Source organism: Paenibacillus sp. GCM10012306, from assembly GCF_042649265.1.
Taxonomy (GTDB): domain Bacteria; phylum Bacillota; class Bacilli; order Paenibacillales; family Paenibacillaceae; genus Paenibacillus_AQ.
The window spans coordinates 48,989-63,621 of sequence record NZ_JBHRYW010000003.1 but is presented as its reverse complement, the minus strand read 5'-3'; the positions used below and the strand labels follow the sequence as shown (position 1 = coordinate 63,621).

The 14,633-nt window shown below is 46.4% G+C and carries 16 protein-coding genes; 5 read left to right on the top strand and 11 right to left on the bottom strand.

Annotated elements, in window-relative coordinates; genetic code table 11:
• Positions 1–74 precede the first annotated feature (74 nt).
• The 4 genes from ACFORK_RS07540 to ACFORK_RS07525 all read right to left on the bottom strand — a co-directional run bounded on the left by ACFORK_RS07540 (position 75) and on the right by ACFORK_RS07525 (position 3,598).
• Complete coding sequence (locus tag ACFORK_RS07540; RefSeq protein WP_379198540.1) at positions 75–1,160, bottom strand: response regulator transcription factor; 1,086 nt, start codon at positions 1,158–1,160, stop codon at positions 75–77.
• On the bottom strand, positions 1,150–2,967 hold the full coding sequence (locus tag ACFORK_RS07535) for a sensor histidine kinase (RefSeq protein WP_379197298.1): 1,818 nt from the start codon (positions 2,965–2,967) through the stop codon (positions 1,150–1,152). Before ACFORK_RS07535 ends, ACFORK_RS07540 begins: the two co-directional genes overlap by 11 nt.
• 204 nt (positions 2,968–3,171) lie before the next feature.
• On the bottom strand, positions 3,172–3,279 hold the full coding sequence (locus ACFORK_RS07530; protein WP_379197296.1) for a YjcZ family sporulation protein: 108 nt from the start codon (positions 3,277–3,279) through the stop codon (positions 3,172–3,174).
• Between the two features lie 190 nt (positions 3,280–3,469).
• Entirely contained in the window at positions 3,470–3,598 is a 129-nt protein-coding gene (locus tag ACFORK_RS07525; protein WP_379197294.1) for a YjcZ family sporulation protein, read from the bottom strand.
• Between the two features lie 242 nt (positions 3,599–3,840).
• Between ACFORK_RS07525 and ACFORK_RS07520 the strand changes: the two genes are divergently transcribed.
• The 3 genes from ACFORK_RS07520 to ACFORK_RS07510 all read left to right on the top strand — a co-directional run bounded on the left by ACFORK_RS07520 (position 3,841) and on the right by ACFORK_RS07510 (position 5,688).
• On the top strand, positions 3,841–4,257 hold the full coding sequence (locus ACFORK_RS07520) for a hypothetical protein (RefSeq protein ID WP_379197292.1): 417 nt from the start codon (positions 3,841–3,843) through the stop codon (positions 4,255–4,257).
• Positions 4,244–4,495 (top strand): hypothetical protein, encoded by a 252-nt coding sequence (locus ACFORK_RS07515; protein ID WP_379197290.1) that lies wholly within the window; start codon positions 4,244–4,246, stop codon positions 4,493–4,495. The genes ACFORK_RS07520 and ACFORK_RS07515 overlap by 14 nt, the downstream gene beginning before the upstream one ends.
• Before the next feature lie 215 nt (positions 4,496–4,710).
• A complete protein-coding gene (locus tag ACFORK_RS07510; RefSeq protein WP_379197288.1) occupies positions 4,711–5,688 on the top strand; it encodes a phosphotransferase enzyme family protein in 978 nt (325 codons plus the stop codon).
• 36 nt (positions 5,689–5,724) lie between these two features.
• Here the strand turns inward: ACFORK_RS07510 and ACFORK_RS07505 are convergent, their stop codons facing one another.
• Entirely contained in the window at positions 5,725–6,348 is a 624-nt protein-coding gene (locus tag ACFORK_RS07505; protein WP_379197286.1) for a histidine phosphatase family protein, read from the bottom strand.
• 117 nt (positions 6,349–6,465) lie between these two features.
• On the opposite strand from ACFORK_RS07505, the gene ACFORK_RS07500 reads away from it, so the two are divergent.
• On the top strand, positions 6,466–7,389 hold the full coding sequence (locus ACFORK_RS07500) for a LysR family transcriptional regulator (protein ID WP_379197284.1): 924 nt from the start codon (positions 6,466–6,468) through the stop codon (positions 7,387–7,389).
• A gap of 124 nt (positions 7,390–7,513) precedes the next feature.
• Here ACFORK_RS07500 and deoD read toward each other — a convergent pair whose 3' ends face one another.
• The 5 genes from deoD to ACFORK_RS07475 all read right to left on the bottom strand — a co-directional run bounded on the left by deoD (position 7,514) and on the right by ACFORK_RS07475 (position 11,668).
• Entirely contained in the window at positions 7,514–8,221 is a 708-nt protein-coding gene (gene deoD / locus ACFORK_RS07495; RefSeq protein ID WP_379197282.1) for a purine-nucleoside phosphorylase, read from the bottom strand.
• 26 nt (positions 8,222–8,247) lie between these two features.
• Positions 8,248–9,429, bottom strand: coding sequence for a phosphopentomutase (gene deoB / locus ACFORK_RS07490; RefSeq protein ID WP_379197280.1), 1,182 nt, complete (start codon positions 9,427–9,429; stop codon positions 8,248–8,250).
• Between the two features lie 17 nt (positions 9,430–9,446).
• A complete protein-coding gene (locus ACFORK_RS07485; protein ID WP_379198538.1) occupies positions 9,447–9,842 on the bottom strand; it encodes a cytidine deaminase in 396 nt (131 codons plus the stop codon).
• A gap of 59 nt (positions 9,843–9,901) precedes the next feature.
• Positions 9,902–10,567, bottom strand: a complete 666-nt coding sequence (gene deoC / locus ACFORK_RS07480; RefSeq protein ID WP_379198536.1) for a deoxyribose-phosphate aldolase — start codon at positions 10,565–10,567, stop codon at positions 9,902–9,904.
• A 165-nt stretch (positions 10,568–10,732) separates the two neighbouring features.
• Positions 10,733–11,668, bottom strand: coding sequence for a DNA-binding transcriptional repressor DeoR (locus ACFORK_RS07475; RefSeq protein ID WP_379197278.1), 936 nt, complete (start codon positions 11,666–11,668; stop codon positions 10,733–10,735).
• Positions 11,669–11,866: 198 nt separating this feature from the next.
• Between ACFORK_RS07475 and ACFORK_RS07470 the strand changes: the two genes are divergently transcribed.
• A complete protein-coding gene (locus ACFORK_RS07470; RefSeq protein ID WP_379197276.1) occupies positions 11,867–13,168 on the top strand; it encodes an MFS transporter in 1,302 nt (433 codons plus the stop codon).
• Between the two features lie 78 nt (positions 13,169–13,246).
• Here ACFORK_RS07470 and ACFORK_RS07465 read toward each other — a convergent pair whose 3' ends face one another.
• Complete coding sequence (locus tag ACFORK_RS07465; protein WP_379197274.1) at positions 13,247–14,620, bottom strand: MATE family efflux transporter; 1,374 nt, start codon at positions 14,618–14,620, stop codon at positions 13,247–13,249.
• Between the last annotated feature and the right edge of the window lie 13 nt (positions 14,621–14,633).

Sequence of the window (14,633 nt, the reverse complement as noted above, 5' to 3'; positions counted from 1 at the left end):
ATGTTGTCTTGTTCTTGTTTACGCTTTCATTGTACATCCAAAATGAAAGCGGTTAATTAGACAAAATTAGTCTCTTAGCTTGTACTATTTTGAACCTCACCTTCTCCTTTTCGCATTTCACCGGGCGCCACGCCAAATTGCTTCTTGAAGACTCTGTAAAAATACCCCAGCTCCTCATAGCCGCACATCTCAGCCACAGACTTGATGGAGAGATGGTCATGAAGCAGCAGATGCCGCGCTCGCTCCATTCGTAATTTGGTCATATAATCCGTCAGATTTAGCCCAAATTCCTGCTTAAACACCTTACTCAAATACTCCTTGCTGACAAAAAAGGATTTCGCCAGGGCTTCCAGTTTTATATTCTCTGTAAAATTCTGATCTACAAAACGCTTAATTTCTTCCAAATTCAATCGGTTCTTGTTTTTTCTATGCTGTACAAGCTGTTTCAACGCAGACATATACATTCCCGAGATCTGCTCCATCAGTTCATCCACTGTTGAGAGGTGAGTCAAGTTCTCTTCTGCGTATTCACTCGGAATATCTTGAGAATTACTGTGCATCAAGTCCCGGAGCAGCAGCACCAGTTCTTCTCCAATTCGCGGGAGCGTTGAAGGGGTGACCCCAAGCAGGATCAGCTTGTCCTGCAACTCACTCAGACTGTCCTGCAAGCTATCCGCATTCAAGTCATTATAATGAGCAGCCAATGCTGGCTTAAAGGTTAGTATGGCCTGAAGCAGATCCAATCTTAGACCCATGCCATCACCAGACTTCTTAAGCAACGTTTCTTCTGCCTTTTGCCGGCACTGCAGCAGCACCTGATTCAGCTCCTGGGGATCGACAGGCTTCAATAAATATTCGTCCGCCCTGCAGCGGATAGCTTGCCGTGTGTACATGAAATCTTCATATCCACTGATCACAATAATCCGAATCTCTGGATGATGGTCATTCAAATATTGCAACAATCCAACCCCATCCACACCCGGCATGTTCATGTCTGTGATGACGATATGAATATCACCCGCCTCTATTGCCTTGATCGCTTCATCCCCATCCTCTGCTTCTGCTGCAAGGTGTATACCATACTGTTCCCAGTTTCCAAAGGTTTTAATAATTTCTCGATTCCATTGCTCGTCATCCACGATCATAGCGTTAATATTCATGCTGATCACCAACCTTCACTATAGGAATATACATGCTCACCCGGGCACCGCCAGCAGGGTGATTATCAATCATCAGTCCGTAATTTTCGCCAAAATAAAGCTTAATCCGGGCACTCACATTATACAGCCCTATCGAATTCCCGCTGGTCCAGTAAGGATCAAGCGGCTCGGCCAAGCGGGCACGAACCTCTTCCAATCGGGCTGGCGGGATGCCCATTCCGTTATCCTCGACCTGAAGCAGAAGGCCGTTTTTGTATGGATGCAGGCGAAGGCTCAAATTCCATGCCCCTTTTTTACGATCAAAACCATGCATGAACGCATTCTCCACCAAGGGATGAAGCGTCAGCTTCGGAACCAGGATATCCTGCCACATGGGTGGAATCTCCACTTCATAATTCAGCTTATCGGCATAGCGCTGCTGTTGAATATGCATATAGTTGTTCAAATGCTTGATTTCCTTGCCAAGAGTAGTCAGCTCTCCCGGATCACGGATCGTATAACGGAACATATCGCTGAGCGATTGAATGACGCTGTAGATATCGCTTGGTTTTTTGGAGTAAGCCATACTCCCGATCAGTTGCAGTGTATTTTGCAGAAAATGCGGATTGATCTGTGCTTGTAGCGCTTTCAATTGGGCTGTCTGCTTCTCTAGATTAATGATGTATTCATTGTGAATATGCTCACGGATTCGGCTGGACATGGTCTTGAACCTCTTCTCCAGCATCCCGATTTCGTCTTCACGATTGGAGTTAGGCAATCCCTCCCCCTTCAGCCAGTTCAACCCGCTCATGGATCTGGCCAGACGGATGATTGGCCCCGACACTCTATAAGCCACAAATGCGGCAATAACCGCCGATAACAATGCAGACAGCACGCCGACAATCAGGCCATACTTTTGCGTAACTGAAGCGCTATGGTTCACATAACTCGCCGGAAGCACCTTAATCAAGGTTAGACCCCAGGGCTCCAGATAGTGATAGAAAACGTAATGATCGGATGTGCGTACATAACCTGTTTCCTGCTTTGACGGGTCGATTCCCTTCATTGCTGGCGGAGTGCCTTCTTTTAACTGGTACATCACTTTGTCACCGGCACCGACAATATACACACCCGATTCCTGCTCGGAGTTCAGCAGTTCCAGGGCGTTGTCCATCATTCTCCACTTTGCATCAAACTGAATGCTGCCGATCTTCTCTTTATTCTCGAACCGATTAATGCTGCGGATTAGGCGAAAATCAGACTCAGAACCTGGACTGTCCTTGATAATAAAATCCGCTTTTTGATCCACGAGGTCACGCCACATTGGTGCCTCCGGTATCGGAGTCTGAATGGTGTTACGCATATCGTTGAGGGTAAACAGCTTGTTCTTATCCTTGAAATAGAGCTGAATCTCCACCAGACTGTAATAACCAGAATAAAAAATTGAAGTCATCGTATTAATCACGTTGCGCTGGAGGATAAAGCTATCCGATAGATTACCTTCATCTTCATTCACATATTCATTGAACGCCGGGCTGATTAAAATGGTATAGATTAGATTATTGATTTGTGTTAAATTTTTGTCGACAGCCTCTCCGGACCAGGCAATCCGTGTCAGATTGGACTGAATAACTTCTTGCTCCATCACCTTGCGAGTATTATCTGTCGCGAGCAGGGTCACCACAATAATTGGAATGACAGAAATACAAAGCATAATCAAGATAAGCTTGCTGCGGATGGTTCGTTTAAACGGCTCTGACAACCATCGATAGATACGGCCTGGCCAATTCAAAAGCATCTCTTCCCCTCTGTCTCCACTGTTATTCATAAGTTCATATGATACTTCAACACCTCAGCCTTTAGCTGTATGGGTTTAGGTAGGTTACATCAAGCTTCGCCAGATTGTCAATCCGTCTTCTTCTTCGGAGCATTTGATTACATCAAGAGTTGTATATACAATATGTACATCAAAAATCGCCAGTATGAATACTGGCGATTTTTCACATGAGCGCAAACTTATGATGAGAAAGAATTAGATAACGAATGCTTTAGAGATGATGACCAGCAAGATAAACAAGACAAGAATCGCTGTTGTAGAAGTAAAACCACCGTATCCGCCAACTCCAGCAACTTCACCCATTTGTTATTCCTCCTTTATTTGTGAGTACAGCTTAGAATATGGCATATCTGACCTTTCCGCTTGGGTGAATGAGAAAAAATAAATAAAAATTAAATTAAATATATGGATCTTATCAATGAAAAAAAATGACCCCTATCATTCAGAGGTCATTACTGAAATACTTACGTTCTTTTCCAAAATAAAGTATCATTTAGAAAATGCCTGCACTAAGAATAATGACCAGCAAGATATACAGAACAAGAATAGCAGTTGTCGATGTAAAACCCACGTGAGGGTGATGATGGTGGCCCCACGCTGCTCCTGCGACTTTGTCACTCATTATTTTTTCCTCCTTCGTCATAGACCCTTATAATTGAATACACCACAACATATGTAGTTCATTCGCCTCTTGCTTGGGCATGCGCGGAAGTACAATAGTTTATGAATGGAGAAGCGAGACTAATTAACCATTTTATTATTATTGCATGAAGCACTCCTGTCAGCGTGATCAGAATCTGCCGAGATTTTATTTGACGCTGCAAAAAGATTCTTCGATCGTAGGTACATACGCTTTACTCAGGAATGATCTTATTAGCCGTCAGGGTTTATTCCCTTGGCTTGCCTGTTTGTATATTGCTCCTGAGTTCAGCGGCAATGGCTATAGCAGGGATTATTAATTACCGAGAGGCGGTGCATGTGGTGCATCTACTTGACCTTGAAAGCCTGACATCAGAGCAAATCAACGATATTTTTACATTGACCGATCAACTGCGGCTGGAACAGCCTGGACTTCCGTTGCATGGCAAAACCTTTGCTTTGTTTTTTCCGGAAACCAGCCTGCGCACTCGAATTACCTTTGAAAAAGGTATACATAGGCTCGGTGGCCAAAGCCTGCTTTTTCCTCCTGAAACCCTGGATCGACCGGAAGCATTATCGGACGTCATTCAATACCTAGGCACACGCCTCAATTCCAGTCATCAATGCTATGACGGCGGATAACCATCCTTGCGAGATTTTGGCCGACTTGTATTCTATCAAGAACTTAAGAGAGAATTATCGAGATTTGGTCTATACCTTCGTAGGCCCCGCGACGAACATCTCCAGATCGTGGGCCTCCATAGCCAAGATTATGAATCTTACTTTCTATCATGTTTGTACTGGCGGCAATGAACTGTGTGAAGCCTCCCTGAATTATACTTTTCATACTGATCTGGAAGCCGTAGAAATGAAGAGCTGAGCGAAGATGTACTTTCCTCTAGCTATTTCGTCGGATACGAATTCAAGAAGAATCTATTGTTTCTGCAGCAGGCGGTAATTTTATATTGTCTGGCTAATGATTAAAACAATTTTTCAACCTGGCATAATTCACTTATAACCAATTTTTCCCTCAACATCCCCTATCCTGCCTTGATACAATGGAACAAATAATAATTTATTGATGGGGGCATGATTTTGGAGCAAATCTTAGGTAAAGCCGCTTCAGCACTACAGCAATATAAGATTCAGGTGGATTCCGTACAGCTTGTTGGTCAAAGTGCAAATTTGATTTATAAGGTTACTGATATTCATAAAAATAACTATAGTCTGCGATTTCACCAGTCTAATAGTGCCACTATGGAGAACATCTGGTCAGATACGGCTGTGATTGCTTCTGAAATGGTATGGCTGGAGGCTTTAGCAGAAGGAACAGATATCATCACTCCAAAACCATACAGAAATAAACAGGGGCAGTTCATAACCAATGTAAATGGTGTCAGTTGTACATTAATCAGTTGGGTAGAAGGCGAACAAAAGCCGTTTGTCCCGACCGTGGAAGATGCTGAGCTGGTTGGGGATATGATTGGCAAGCTGCATAAGCAGTCGGCAGCCTGGGACGTTCCCGCCTCATTCACCCGTCCATCTTTTGACCAAAATCGTATTTCACAAGCTCTGGAAAAAATCAAAGCCTTGGCGGCAAATGGTACACTCGATCCAGCAGACTCGGCTGTATTGATTGAAGCCGGCAACAAAGCAATCCTGATGAACGATTGCCTAGACAGAAATAGGGACAGCTGGGGTGTGATTCATGCCGACCTGATCCCCAGTAATTTTATCTTCAACAACGGAGAGGCCTGCCCGATCGACTTCGGAGCATGTGGGTTTGGATATTTCCTGGGCGATCTCGGCTGGGCGTTCTCTTATATTCATCCGGCGTTCAGACAGTCAATGATTGCGGCCTATGCGCAGCACTTTCCACTGCCTCAGGATCACATCACACTATTGGAAGGCTTCTTCGTAGCCACACAGCTTGAAACGATGAATTTCTGGCTTGGACTGCCTGACGTTATGGAATGGCTCCCCGATCATATTGGCAAGCTGGCACAAAGAGAATTCAGACACTATATCCGTGAAGAGTCCTTCCTGTTTACCGGGACACCTTACTGGGAATAATTCCTCTGCTTTGAAAAGACCCCAGATCCCCATTCCCTATTCTTCTTTGTAATGCGAGGTATCACCATAGAGTTCTACGTGTGCGCTACCATTGCGCCATACGATTTTGCTAAGGCTGGTCGACAGAATGTCGGGCAGCTTTTTTAGCTCCTGTAGCTCTCGTCCCAGATAGTGCCCCATAATAACCTTCAAGGTAATACGGTGCGTCACAAGAAGTACATTACCTCCGGCATGCTTGCTCATGATCTCCTCCACAGCAGGAATCACCCGTTCCAGCAGTGCATCGTAGGTCTCTCCTTTGCCGGATGGCTGATACAGGTGGGGAGCTTCCCAGAAATTATGAAACTGTTCACCGTCTTGCTCCCGGATATCTTCAATGAACTGTCCTTCCCAGTGTCCCATGTTTATCTCTCTTAACTCAGCTTTGGTAAGCAATTCCCCAGGTTTGTCACCCTGAATAAGATGGGCCGTGCTCATCGCTCTTGGACTAGTGCTGCTGTAGATCGCCTCGAATGACACGTTCTCCAGCCGCTCCTGAAGCCATTCGGCCTGCTGCTTTCCTGTAGCGGTTAGCGGAGAATCCTGATGGCCCTGCATCCGTCCCTGTAAATTCCACTCTGTCTGACCGTGTCTTGTCAAATACAATGTAGTCTCAATCATGTTGTATATCTCCTTCGCTGTGAATGTAACTGGAGTATACTATGTATATCTATAGATTAAAATTATATAATATCTATAATATATAACTTCAGTTTATAAAGAGGTGCAGCGTACTCTATGTTAAATCTTCATATCTTGAGGCTGTTCTACACCGTAGCCACTACAGGCAGTGTAACTCGGGCTTCACAGATGCTGAATATCAGTCAGCCTGCTATTTCGGCCCAAATTCACAAGTTCGAGAAGGAGCATAATATCGTCTTATTCGTCACTAAAGGCAGGCAGCTTGTACTTACACCGCTTGGAGAGCAGCTGATCGAGCCCCTTCAAAAGCTATTTGCACTTGAAGAACAAGTGCAGCTGCGCATCGAGGATCATCACAAGCATCCCAAGGGTAAGCTGCGTATTGCCGGCAATTACCTCTCTACCAGCATCCTGATTCCCTCCATGGCCGCTTTGTTCAAGAAGAAATATCCGGAGGTGGAGGTTCATATCAGCACCACTACTTCCCGGGAAGCGCTTGAGAAATTAATGGATTTTGAAGCAGACGTTGCGATCTACGGTCTTGGCGATATGCCTCTGCCGGCTACGCAAGGACTCCACTGGACTGAATTGTATGCTGATGAGTTCTTGTTCGTGGTGTCACCAGAGCATAAGTATGCCAATCAGGTAATTTCGCTGCGCGACATGATGGCTGAGCCCTTCATCATGCGGGAGGCAGGTAGTGTAGCGAGGGAGCGGCTCACACAGTTATGTGAGGAGCACCACCTCCCACCTCCTAATATTGAACTGCAATTCACTGGAATGAGCGGGTCCATTCATGCGGTTAGTGCCGGTTATGGAGCGAGTTTCATTTCATTACTAGTCGCCAACTCCTATATCACCCATGGAAAACTTGCCAAAGTAAATGTAACGGGTGTGATTTTGAAGAACACTATAGTCATGTGTACAAGACAGCAGGAGCATGTCGAGCCGCTTGTAGAGAAATTTGCAGCGATTGCCCTCCACAATAAAGGCTCCATGAGTAGTGAACATATTTTATGAAAAGAAATGAATAAAGAGCTTACTGCATCCTCAGCCCCTGCAGAATTCCGTTACTCACTTATAAAAAAAGACATCCTTGCCGACCGTTTCCGGTACAAGGATGTCTTTGCTTACGTTATAGGTATTACAGGGAATGAACTGTATCCAGCGCTACTTCCATCATGTCGTTGAACGTGCTTTGACGTTCTTCCGAGGTTGTTTCTTCACCGGTCAACAGGTGGTCGCTTACAGTCAGAATCGTAAGGGCGTTTACGCCATATTTTGCCGCCAATGTGTAAAGTGCAGTGCTCTCCATCTCTACACCCAGCACACCGTGATCCATCAGCTTTTGCACAATGGCTTTGTCATCACGATAGAACGTATCCGAGCAGAAGACGTTACCAACATGCATTTTCAGACCTTTAGCAGTACCGCGCTCATAGGCAGACTTGAGCATGTGGAAATTAGCGATCGGCGAGAAATCATAGCCCCCGAATACGTGACGGTTCACACTGGAATCCGTACAGGAAGCTTGAGCGAGAATAACCTCGCGAACACGAACACTCTCCTGCATCGCACCACAGGTGCCGACACGAACGAGGTTCTTCACGCCATACTCGCGGATCAATTCATTAACATAGATACTGATCGAAGGCACACCCATTCCTGTACCTTGTACAGAAATCCTTTGGCCTTTATAAGTTCCGGTAAATCCGAGCATACCGCGGACCTGGTTATAGCAGGTCACATCCTCTAGATAGGTCTCAGCGATAAACTTTGCGCGAAGCGGGTCTCCTGGCAATAGTACCGTTTCGGCAATCTCGCCCGCTTGGGCTCCAATATGAACACTCATGGTTAATTCTCCTTTAGGCTGGTTAATTATTTCAGATCCGCTAAAAAGCTCGTACCATACTCCGGCATGGTAACATTAAAGTTCTCAGCTACGGTTGCACCGATATCTGCGAAGGTCTTCCGAACTGGCAAGGCTTGTCCACCTGCCGCAAAACGCGGCGAATAGGCCAGAAGTGGCACATACTCACGAGTGTGATCCGTTCCACGGTACGTTGGATCATTTCCGTGATCCGCGGTGATGATCAGAAGATCGTCGCTGGTCATTTTGGACAACACTTCAGGCAGTCTGGTATCGAAATCCTCCAGAGCATCAGCATAGCCCTGCGGGTCCCGGCGGTGGCCGTACAACGCATCAAAGTCTACCAGATTTAAGAAGCTGAGTCCATGGAAAGGTTCATCCAGTGTGGCGATGATTTTATCCATCCCGTCCGAATTGGACACCGTACGGATACTCTGTGTAACACCTTCACCATCGTAAATATCCGATATTTTCCCCAAGGCGATAACATCATAATCAGCTTCCTTCAAAGCATTCATCACTGTTGGGCTGAATGGCTTCAGCGCATAATCATGACGGTTCGCGGTACGTTTGAAGTGACCCACCTCACCAACGAACGGTCTGGCAATAATTCTACCTAGCATATAAGGATCTTCGAGTGTAATTTCCCGGCAATATTCACAAATCTCATACAGCTCTTTCAATGGCACAACATCCTCGTGAGCCGCGATTTGCAGCACGGAATCCGCAGAGGTGTATACGATCAGCGCCCCTGTCTTCACATGCTCTTCACCAAGCTCGTCGATAATTTCTGTTCCGCTGGCCGGCTTGTTACCGATCACCTTGCGTCCGGTCTTTTGCTCGATCTGTGTGATCAGCGCTTCCGGGAAGCCATGTTCAAAGACGCGGAAAGGTGTATCAATGTACAGGCCCATGATTTCCCAGTGTCCGGTCATCGTATCCTTGCCGCGTGATGCTTCCTGCATCTTCGTATAATAAGCCAATGGCTGATGGGCAGCAGGTACACCCTGAATTTCTTCGATGTTGGATAAACCGAGCGCTGCGAGATTCGGCATGTTCAGCCCCCCGCGTGCGCGGGCAATATGTCCCAGTGTATCTACATCATAATCATCAAACTCAGCAGCGTCAGGTGCTTCTCCTATTCCTACAGAGTCCATAACAATTAGGTGGATTCGTTTAAATGGCTTCATTGGTGAAGACCCCTTCTCTATTTACTCATATCATCCGCTTGGAAGGCACCCGGCAAAAGCTTGGCCATCGTCCATTCCTCGGTATTTCCATGTAAATTGGTCAAATAAATTTTAGTATTCTCATCGCAGAATTCGGCCAATACTTGACGACAGGCGCCGCACGGCGACACTGGACCTTCAGTATCCGCCACGACAGCAATGGCTTCAATGACATGCTCTCCTTCGGAGACTGCTTTGAAGATCGCTGTACGTTCAGCACAATTGGTCAGTCCAAATGACGCATTCTCAATATTGCAGCCCTTGTAAATCTTCTTGCCCCCCGTAAGGATCGCGGCTCCGACTGGAAAATTAGAATAGGGTACATAAGCAGCATTGCGTGCTTCTATGGCTTCCTTGATCAGCTGTTCTTTCATCATGATTCCCTCCTGAGAAGGCCTGTCCCTTGAAGGAACAGACCTGAGATAATAACAGATTAATAGGAAGAGTTAGACTGCTCGCCTTCCATGATTTTCACGCCGGAGCTGGCTCCGATTCTAGAAGCGCCCGCTTCGATCATGTTCTGCATGTCCTGCAGATTACGAACACCACCGGATGCCTTAACGCCAACGTTCTCGCCTACAGTCTTGCGCATCAACGCAACATCCTCTACAGTAGCCCCACCGGTCGAGAAACCAGTCGATGTCTTCACGAAATCTGCGCCCGCCTTGACGGACAATTGAGAAGCGATCACCTTTTCTTCATTCGTCAGCAAACTGGTTTCAATAATGACTTTTACAATGGCTTTGCCAGCTGCCGCATCCACTACAGCTTTGATGTCCTGCTCTACATAGGCATGGTCGCCATCTTTAAGTGCACCGATATTAATGACCATATCCACTTCAGTAGCACCATTAGCAATCGCATCTTGAGCTTCAAAAGCCTTAGTAGCGCTAGTGCTTGCTCCCAAAGGGAATCCGATTACGGTACAGACTTTGACTTTAGTGCCAGCCAGCTGTTCAGCAGCATAGCCTACCCATGTCGGGTTCACGCATACGGATGCAAATTCATATTTCTTGGCTTCCTCTATCAACTTGGAAATCTCCGCTTTAGTTGCGTCTGCACGCAGCAGCGTATGATCGATCATTCCTGCTAAATTCAACATTTACGCCATCACCTTTCCCGTGAACAATTCTTGAGTCTATGCTACCATATCACGCACTTGAACACTTGTAAACACACGTATGAAATTACGTTCACAAGCTACTCTTCACGTTCATATCAAGTATAGCCTGTTTCTCCTTTTGCTAAAAAAACGAACGTACCTTTAGCGTAATAACGCTTGTGCGGTGAACTGATCTGTTATCAGAATATTAGCATATCTGCCAGTGAGCGCAGCGCGGATCGCTTCGGTTTTACGCTGACCGCCAGCGACGAGAATAGACTTCTCTTTTCTGCCTAATTCAGCAAGATCAATACCCACCGTACGGTTGTTCAACTCCTCACTGCAAATCATCCCATCCTTATCAAAAAAGCGTGAGCAAATATCACCCGCTCCTGTACGGCGCAGCAATTCCTGCTCTTCCTTATTAAAATACCCTAGGCGGAATAGCAGCGTATCCTCCTCAACCGTTCCCACTGTAAAGGCAGCAATATTGGCTTGCCGGCCAAGCTCAATAATTCGCCGAATATGCCGGTCCTCTTCTACCATGGTCTTCACCGCAACACTGTCAAAAATCACAGGCAACGGCAAATAGCGCGCGATGGTCTGAAAAGCTTCCGCAAATAGATTAACAATCTCCGCTGCATAATTGTTGACCTGGGAGTGGCTCACACCGCCCTTCAATTGAACAACTTCCACACCCTTTACAGGCTTGGATTGCAATTGAAGCGCTACAGCATGCATCGTGGTGCCCCAGGTCACGCCGATAATATCGCCGTCCTGCACGGTCTCGTGGATATAGTCTGCCGCTTTTTTACTGATATGCTTCTTAATTTCTTCTGCCTCATTAGTAGGCGAATTACATAAGATAACGGTATCCAGTCCATATTTTCGTTTCAAATCGCTGGCGAGCAGGTCCAGATCCTCACTAGGATCAATGATCGTGATATTCACGTAGCCCTGATCCTTGGCATATTGCAGCAGTCTGGAGACGGTCGGGCGGGATAAGCCCATTTGGGCGGCAATCTGCTGCTGGCTATAATCGGATTGATAATAGAGTCTCGCTGCTTGTATGCTCAAACGTTGCTTTTCAATATCCATGGTCACCCCAACTACCTTAGTATGTTTTGTCCCGCATAGTTCTATAGCGATTTTAAACCATAATGAAGGATGAAAATAGAGGAAAATGAATTGACAACAAAAAGCACTGCTCCTATAATGATCTTAATTCAATTACTTAATTGAATTGTTGATAATATTGATTCTCTATTCCATCAGATTCAGGGGGAAAACGTTACTATGAATTCAGAAATAGATGCTAAAGCATCGACAGAAGGAAACCCTTCCAGACTGCAACAATATGTTCATTCTCCGGAAGAGCAGCAACGATTATATCGAAGGTCGTTGTTCGTTGTAGTGCTATCACAAATGTTCGGAGGTGCGGGTCTTGCTGCCGGGATCACGGTTGGAGCGCTGCTGGCTCAGGAAATGCTCGGTGCAGATAGCTTCACAGGTGTCCCTACAGCGCTCTTTACCTTCGGTTCTGCCGCTGCGGCTTGGATTGTTGGCAGACTCTCTCAACGCTTTGGACGGCGCCTCGGACTTGCTGGAGGTTTCTTGACCGGCGGACTGGGTGCTATTGGCGTTGTGCTTGCCGCTCTAACGACTAATCTTCCACTACTCTTTATTTCTTTATTCATTTATGGTGCCGGGACAGCAACGAACTTGCAGGCTCGTTATGCAGGAACTGATTTGGCTGATTCCAAGAATCGGGCAACAGCGGTAAGTATAGCCATGGTCGCTACCACATTTGGTGCGGTCGCAGGTCCCAACCTGGTTTCACCTATGGGCAGGTTTGCTACGATGCTGGGCGTCCCTGCACTAGCTGGTCCGTTCATTCTTGCCGCCGCAGCTTATATTGTAGCCGGATTAGTATTTTTAATATTCCTGCGTCCTGATCCTCTATTGGTAGCCAAAGCCATCGCAGAGCATCAGAGTATAAACAAGCTGCAACAAGCTCACGACAAGCTGAGTGCTCCAACCGTAAAAAGACAAGGAATCGCTATTGGGGCAACCATCATGATTCTAACGCAAATTGTGATGGTTGCGATTATGACCATGACGCCTGTACATATGAAACATCATGGGCATGGGTTAAGTCAGGTAGGACTTGTGATTGGTATTCATGTGGGAGCTATGTATCTGCCTTCGCTCGTAACAGGCCTGTTAGTAGATAGAATTGGTCGCAGAGCCATGGCGATTGCCTCAGGTGTGACCTTGCTTCTAGCCGGAATCTTGGCAGCCATCGCACCTGCTCAGTCTATGACCTTACTGATTATTGCCCTAGCCTTGCTTGGACTGGGTTGGAACTTCGGCCTGATTAGCGGAACAGCATTCGTAGTCGATGCTACAACACCAGCCAATCGTGCTAAAGTTCAAGGATCTGTGGATGTCTTAATCGCACTGGCTGGTGCCTCTGGCGGAGCCTTATCCGGAATGGTGGTAGCTCACTCCAGCTATGGTACCCTTTCACTAGCCGGGGGAATTCTCGCCCTGCTGCTCGTGCCTGTATTATTGTGGTCCCGTGCCCAAAGATCATAGGTAACGGAATTTGCATCAAAAGCAGTCAAGCAACGTTGTGCTTCAGGTGAATTTTTCGTCGAAAAGAAAAAGGAGCACTCAACCCACGTTGAAGTGCTCCTTTTCACCGTTAACAATCCCTATCCGTATATGCTGCCACTTCCGCGAACGCCAGCGCATAATCATCAGTATTCCCCTCAGCCATTCATCTACAATGAAGGCAAGCCATATCCCTGGTATGCCCATTTGCCATACAATACCGAACAAATACGCTAGCGGAATGCTGATGCCCCACATCGAAATCACCCCGACATAAGCCGGGAACTTCACATCACCTGCTGCATTCAGCGCTCCTATGACAATCACATTGCAGGCTCTGGCTGCTTCGAGGATCAGGGATAGAAGCATCAGCATCTGCCCCAGATGGATGACTTCCGGATCAGCAGTAAACAAACTTAGCAGCTGTTTTGAGAATAGGACTAATACGCAGCCTACGCCAAACGTGATCAACAACCCGATCCGTAAATTTCTATACCCGACCCGATAGGCGTCATCATGCTGTTTGGCGCCAATCATTCGTCCTACCATTATCGAGGTGGCTTGACCTATTGAAATCGAGAATAAGAATACGAACATTGTAATGTTCTGCGTGTATATTTTGGTGGTTAAGGCCGATGTGCCTAACATCGCCACAAAATACGTTATAAACACCTGCGAAGCGTTATAGGAAATGCTCTCACCCGCAGAGGGAATGCCAATGGTGATCAATTCTTTTACATAATTCCAAGGCATGCGTACCATATCTCGAACAGACAGCGGAAACGGTAAAATCTTGATAAGCATCACTAACGCGATGCCCACACCTATGATCCGACTGGCATTCGTGGCAATCGCAACCCCGTGTACGCCCAGCACCGGAATCCCAAAAGGTCCATACAAGAACAGGTAATTTCCGAGGATATTGAGTAGAACGATCGTAAAAGACAGTACCAGCATCTGCTTCACAAAACCATGCATCCGTAGTATCGTATCCGCGGTGCTGATGAAAGCAGCTGTGAACATAAATGTGCCGATTGTAGTCAGGAAGGTATACCCCTCCTCCATCAACTCCGGCGGCAGTTTCATCAAGATTAGCATGGGTTTAGCGAAGATAACCAAGCCTAGGCTCACAACTACACCTAGAATCATATTCAAACCAATAGAGACGGAAGCTACTTTGACTGCTTCTTTCTCTTTGCCGGCACCAAGTAATTGGGAGATCAGTACGCTGAGACCCACCGTGACAAATCCAAACAAGAAATGCGCCACGACCAGAATCTGATTGGCTACCCCTACGGCAGCTACCGCATGATCTGAATATTTGCTGAGCATCAAGGTATCAATATTTAATATAATCGTATTTAAAAATTGTTCCAGAAAAATAGGTCCTGTGAGTCCGAACAATGTTAACCGTTTAATCTGTTGTTTTTCCATAAAGCCCGCCTTC

What these genes read in the sequence shown, in the direction of transcription:
- ACFORK_RS07540 (WP_379198540.1), bottom strand. Translation starts at nt 1,160, where the DNA reads ATGAATATTAACGCTATGATCGTGGATGACGAGCAATGGAATCGAGAA.
- ACFORK_RS07535 (WP_379197298.1), bottom strand. Translation starts at nt 2,967, where the DNA reads ATGAATAACAGTGGAGACAGAGGGGAAGAGATGCTTTTGAATTGGCCA.
- ACFORK_RS07530 (WP_379197296.1), bottom strand. Translation starts at nt 3,279, where the DNA reads ATGGGTGAAGTTGCTGGAGTTGGCGGATACGGTGGTTTTACTTCTACA.
- ACFORK_RS07525 (WP_379197294.1), bottom strand. Translation starts at nt 3,598, where the DNA reads ATGAGTGACAAAGTCGCAGGAGCAGCGTGGGGCCACCATCATCACCCT.
- ACFORK_RS07520 (WP_379197292.1), top strand. Translation starts at nt 3,841, where the DNA reads ATGATCTTATTAGCCGTCAGGGTTTATTCCCTTGGCTTGCCTGTTTGT.
- ACFORK_RS07515 (WP_379197290.1), top strand. Translation starts at nt 4,244, where the DNA reads ATGACGGCGGATAACCATCCTTGCGAGATTTTGGCCGACTTGTATTCT.
- ACFORK_RS07505 (WP_379197286.1), bottom strand. Translation starts at nt 6,348, where the DNA reads ATGATTGAGACTACATTGTATTTGACAAGACACGGTCAGACAGAGTGG.
- ACFORK_RS07500 (WP_379197284.1), top strand. Translation starts at nt 6,466, where the DNA reads ATGTTAAATCTTCATATCTTGAGGCTGTTCTACACCGTAGCCACTACA.
- deoD (WP_379197282.1), bottom strand. Translation starts at nt 8,221, where the DNA reads ATGAGTGTTCATATTGGAGCCCAAGCGGGCGAGATTGCCGAAACGGTA.
- deoB (WP_379197280.1), bottom strand. Translation starts at nt 9,429, where the DNA reads ATGAAGCCATTTAAACGAATCCACCTAATTGTTATGGACTCTGTAGGA.
- ACFORK_RS07485 (WP_379198538.1), bottom strand. Translation starts at nt 9,842, where the DNA reads ATGAAAGAACAGCTGATCAAGGAAGCCATAGAAGCACGCAATGCTGCT.
- ACFORK_RS07475 (WP_379197278.1), bottom strand. Translation starts at nt 11,668, where the DNA reads ATGGATATTGAAAAGCAACGTTTGAGCATACAAGCAGCGAGACTCTAT.
- ACFORK_RS07470 (WP_379197276.1), top strand. Translation starts at nt 11,867, where the DNA reads ATGAATTCAGAAATAGATGCTAAAGCATCGACAGAAGGAAACCCTTCC.
- ACFORK_RS07465 (WP_379197274.1), bottom strand. Translation starts at nt 14,620, where the DNA reads ATGGAAAAACAACAGATTAAACGGTTAACATTGTTCGGACTCACAGGA.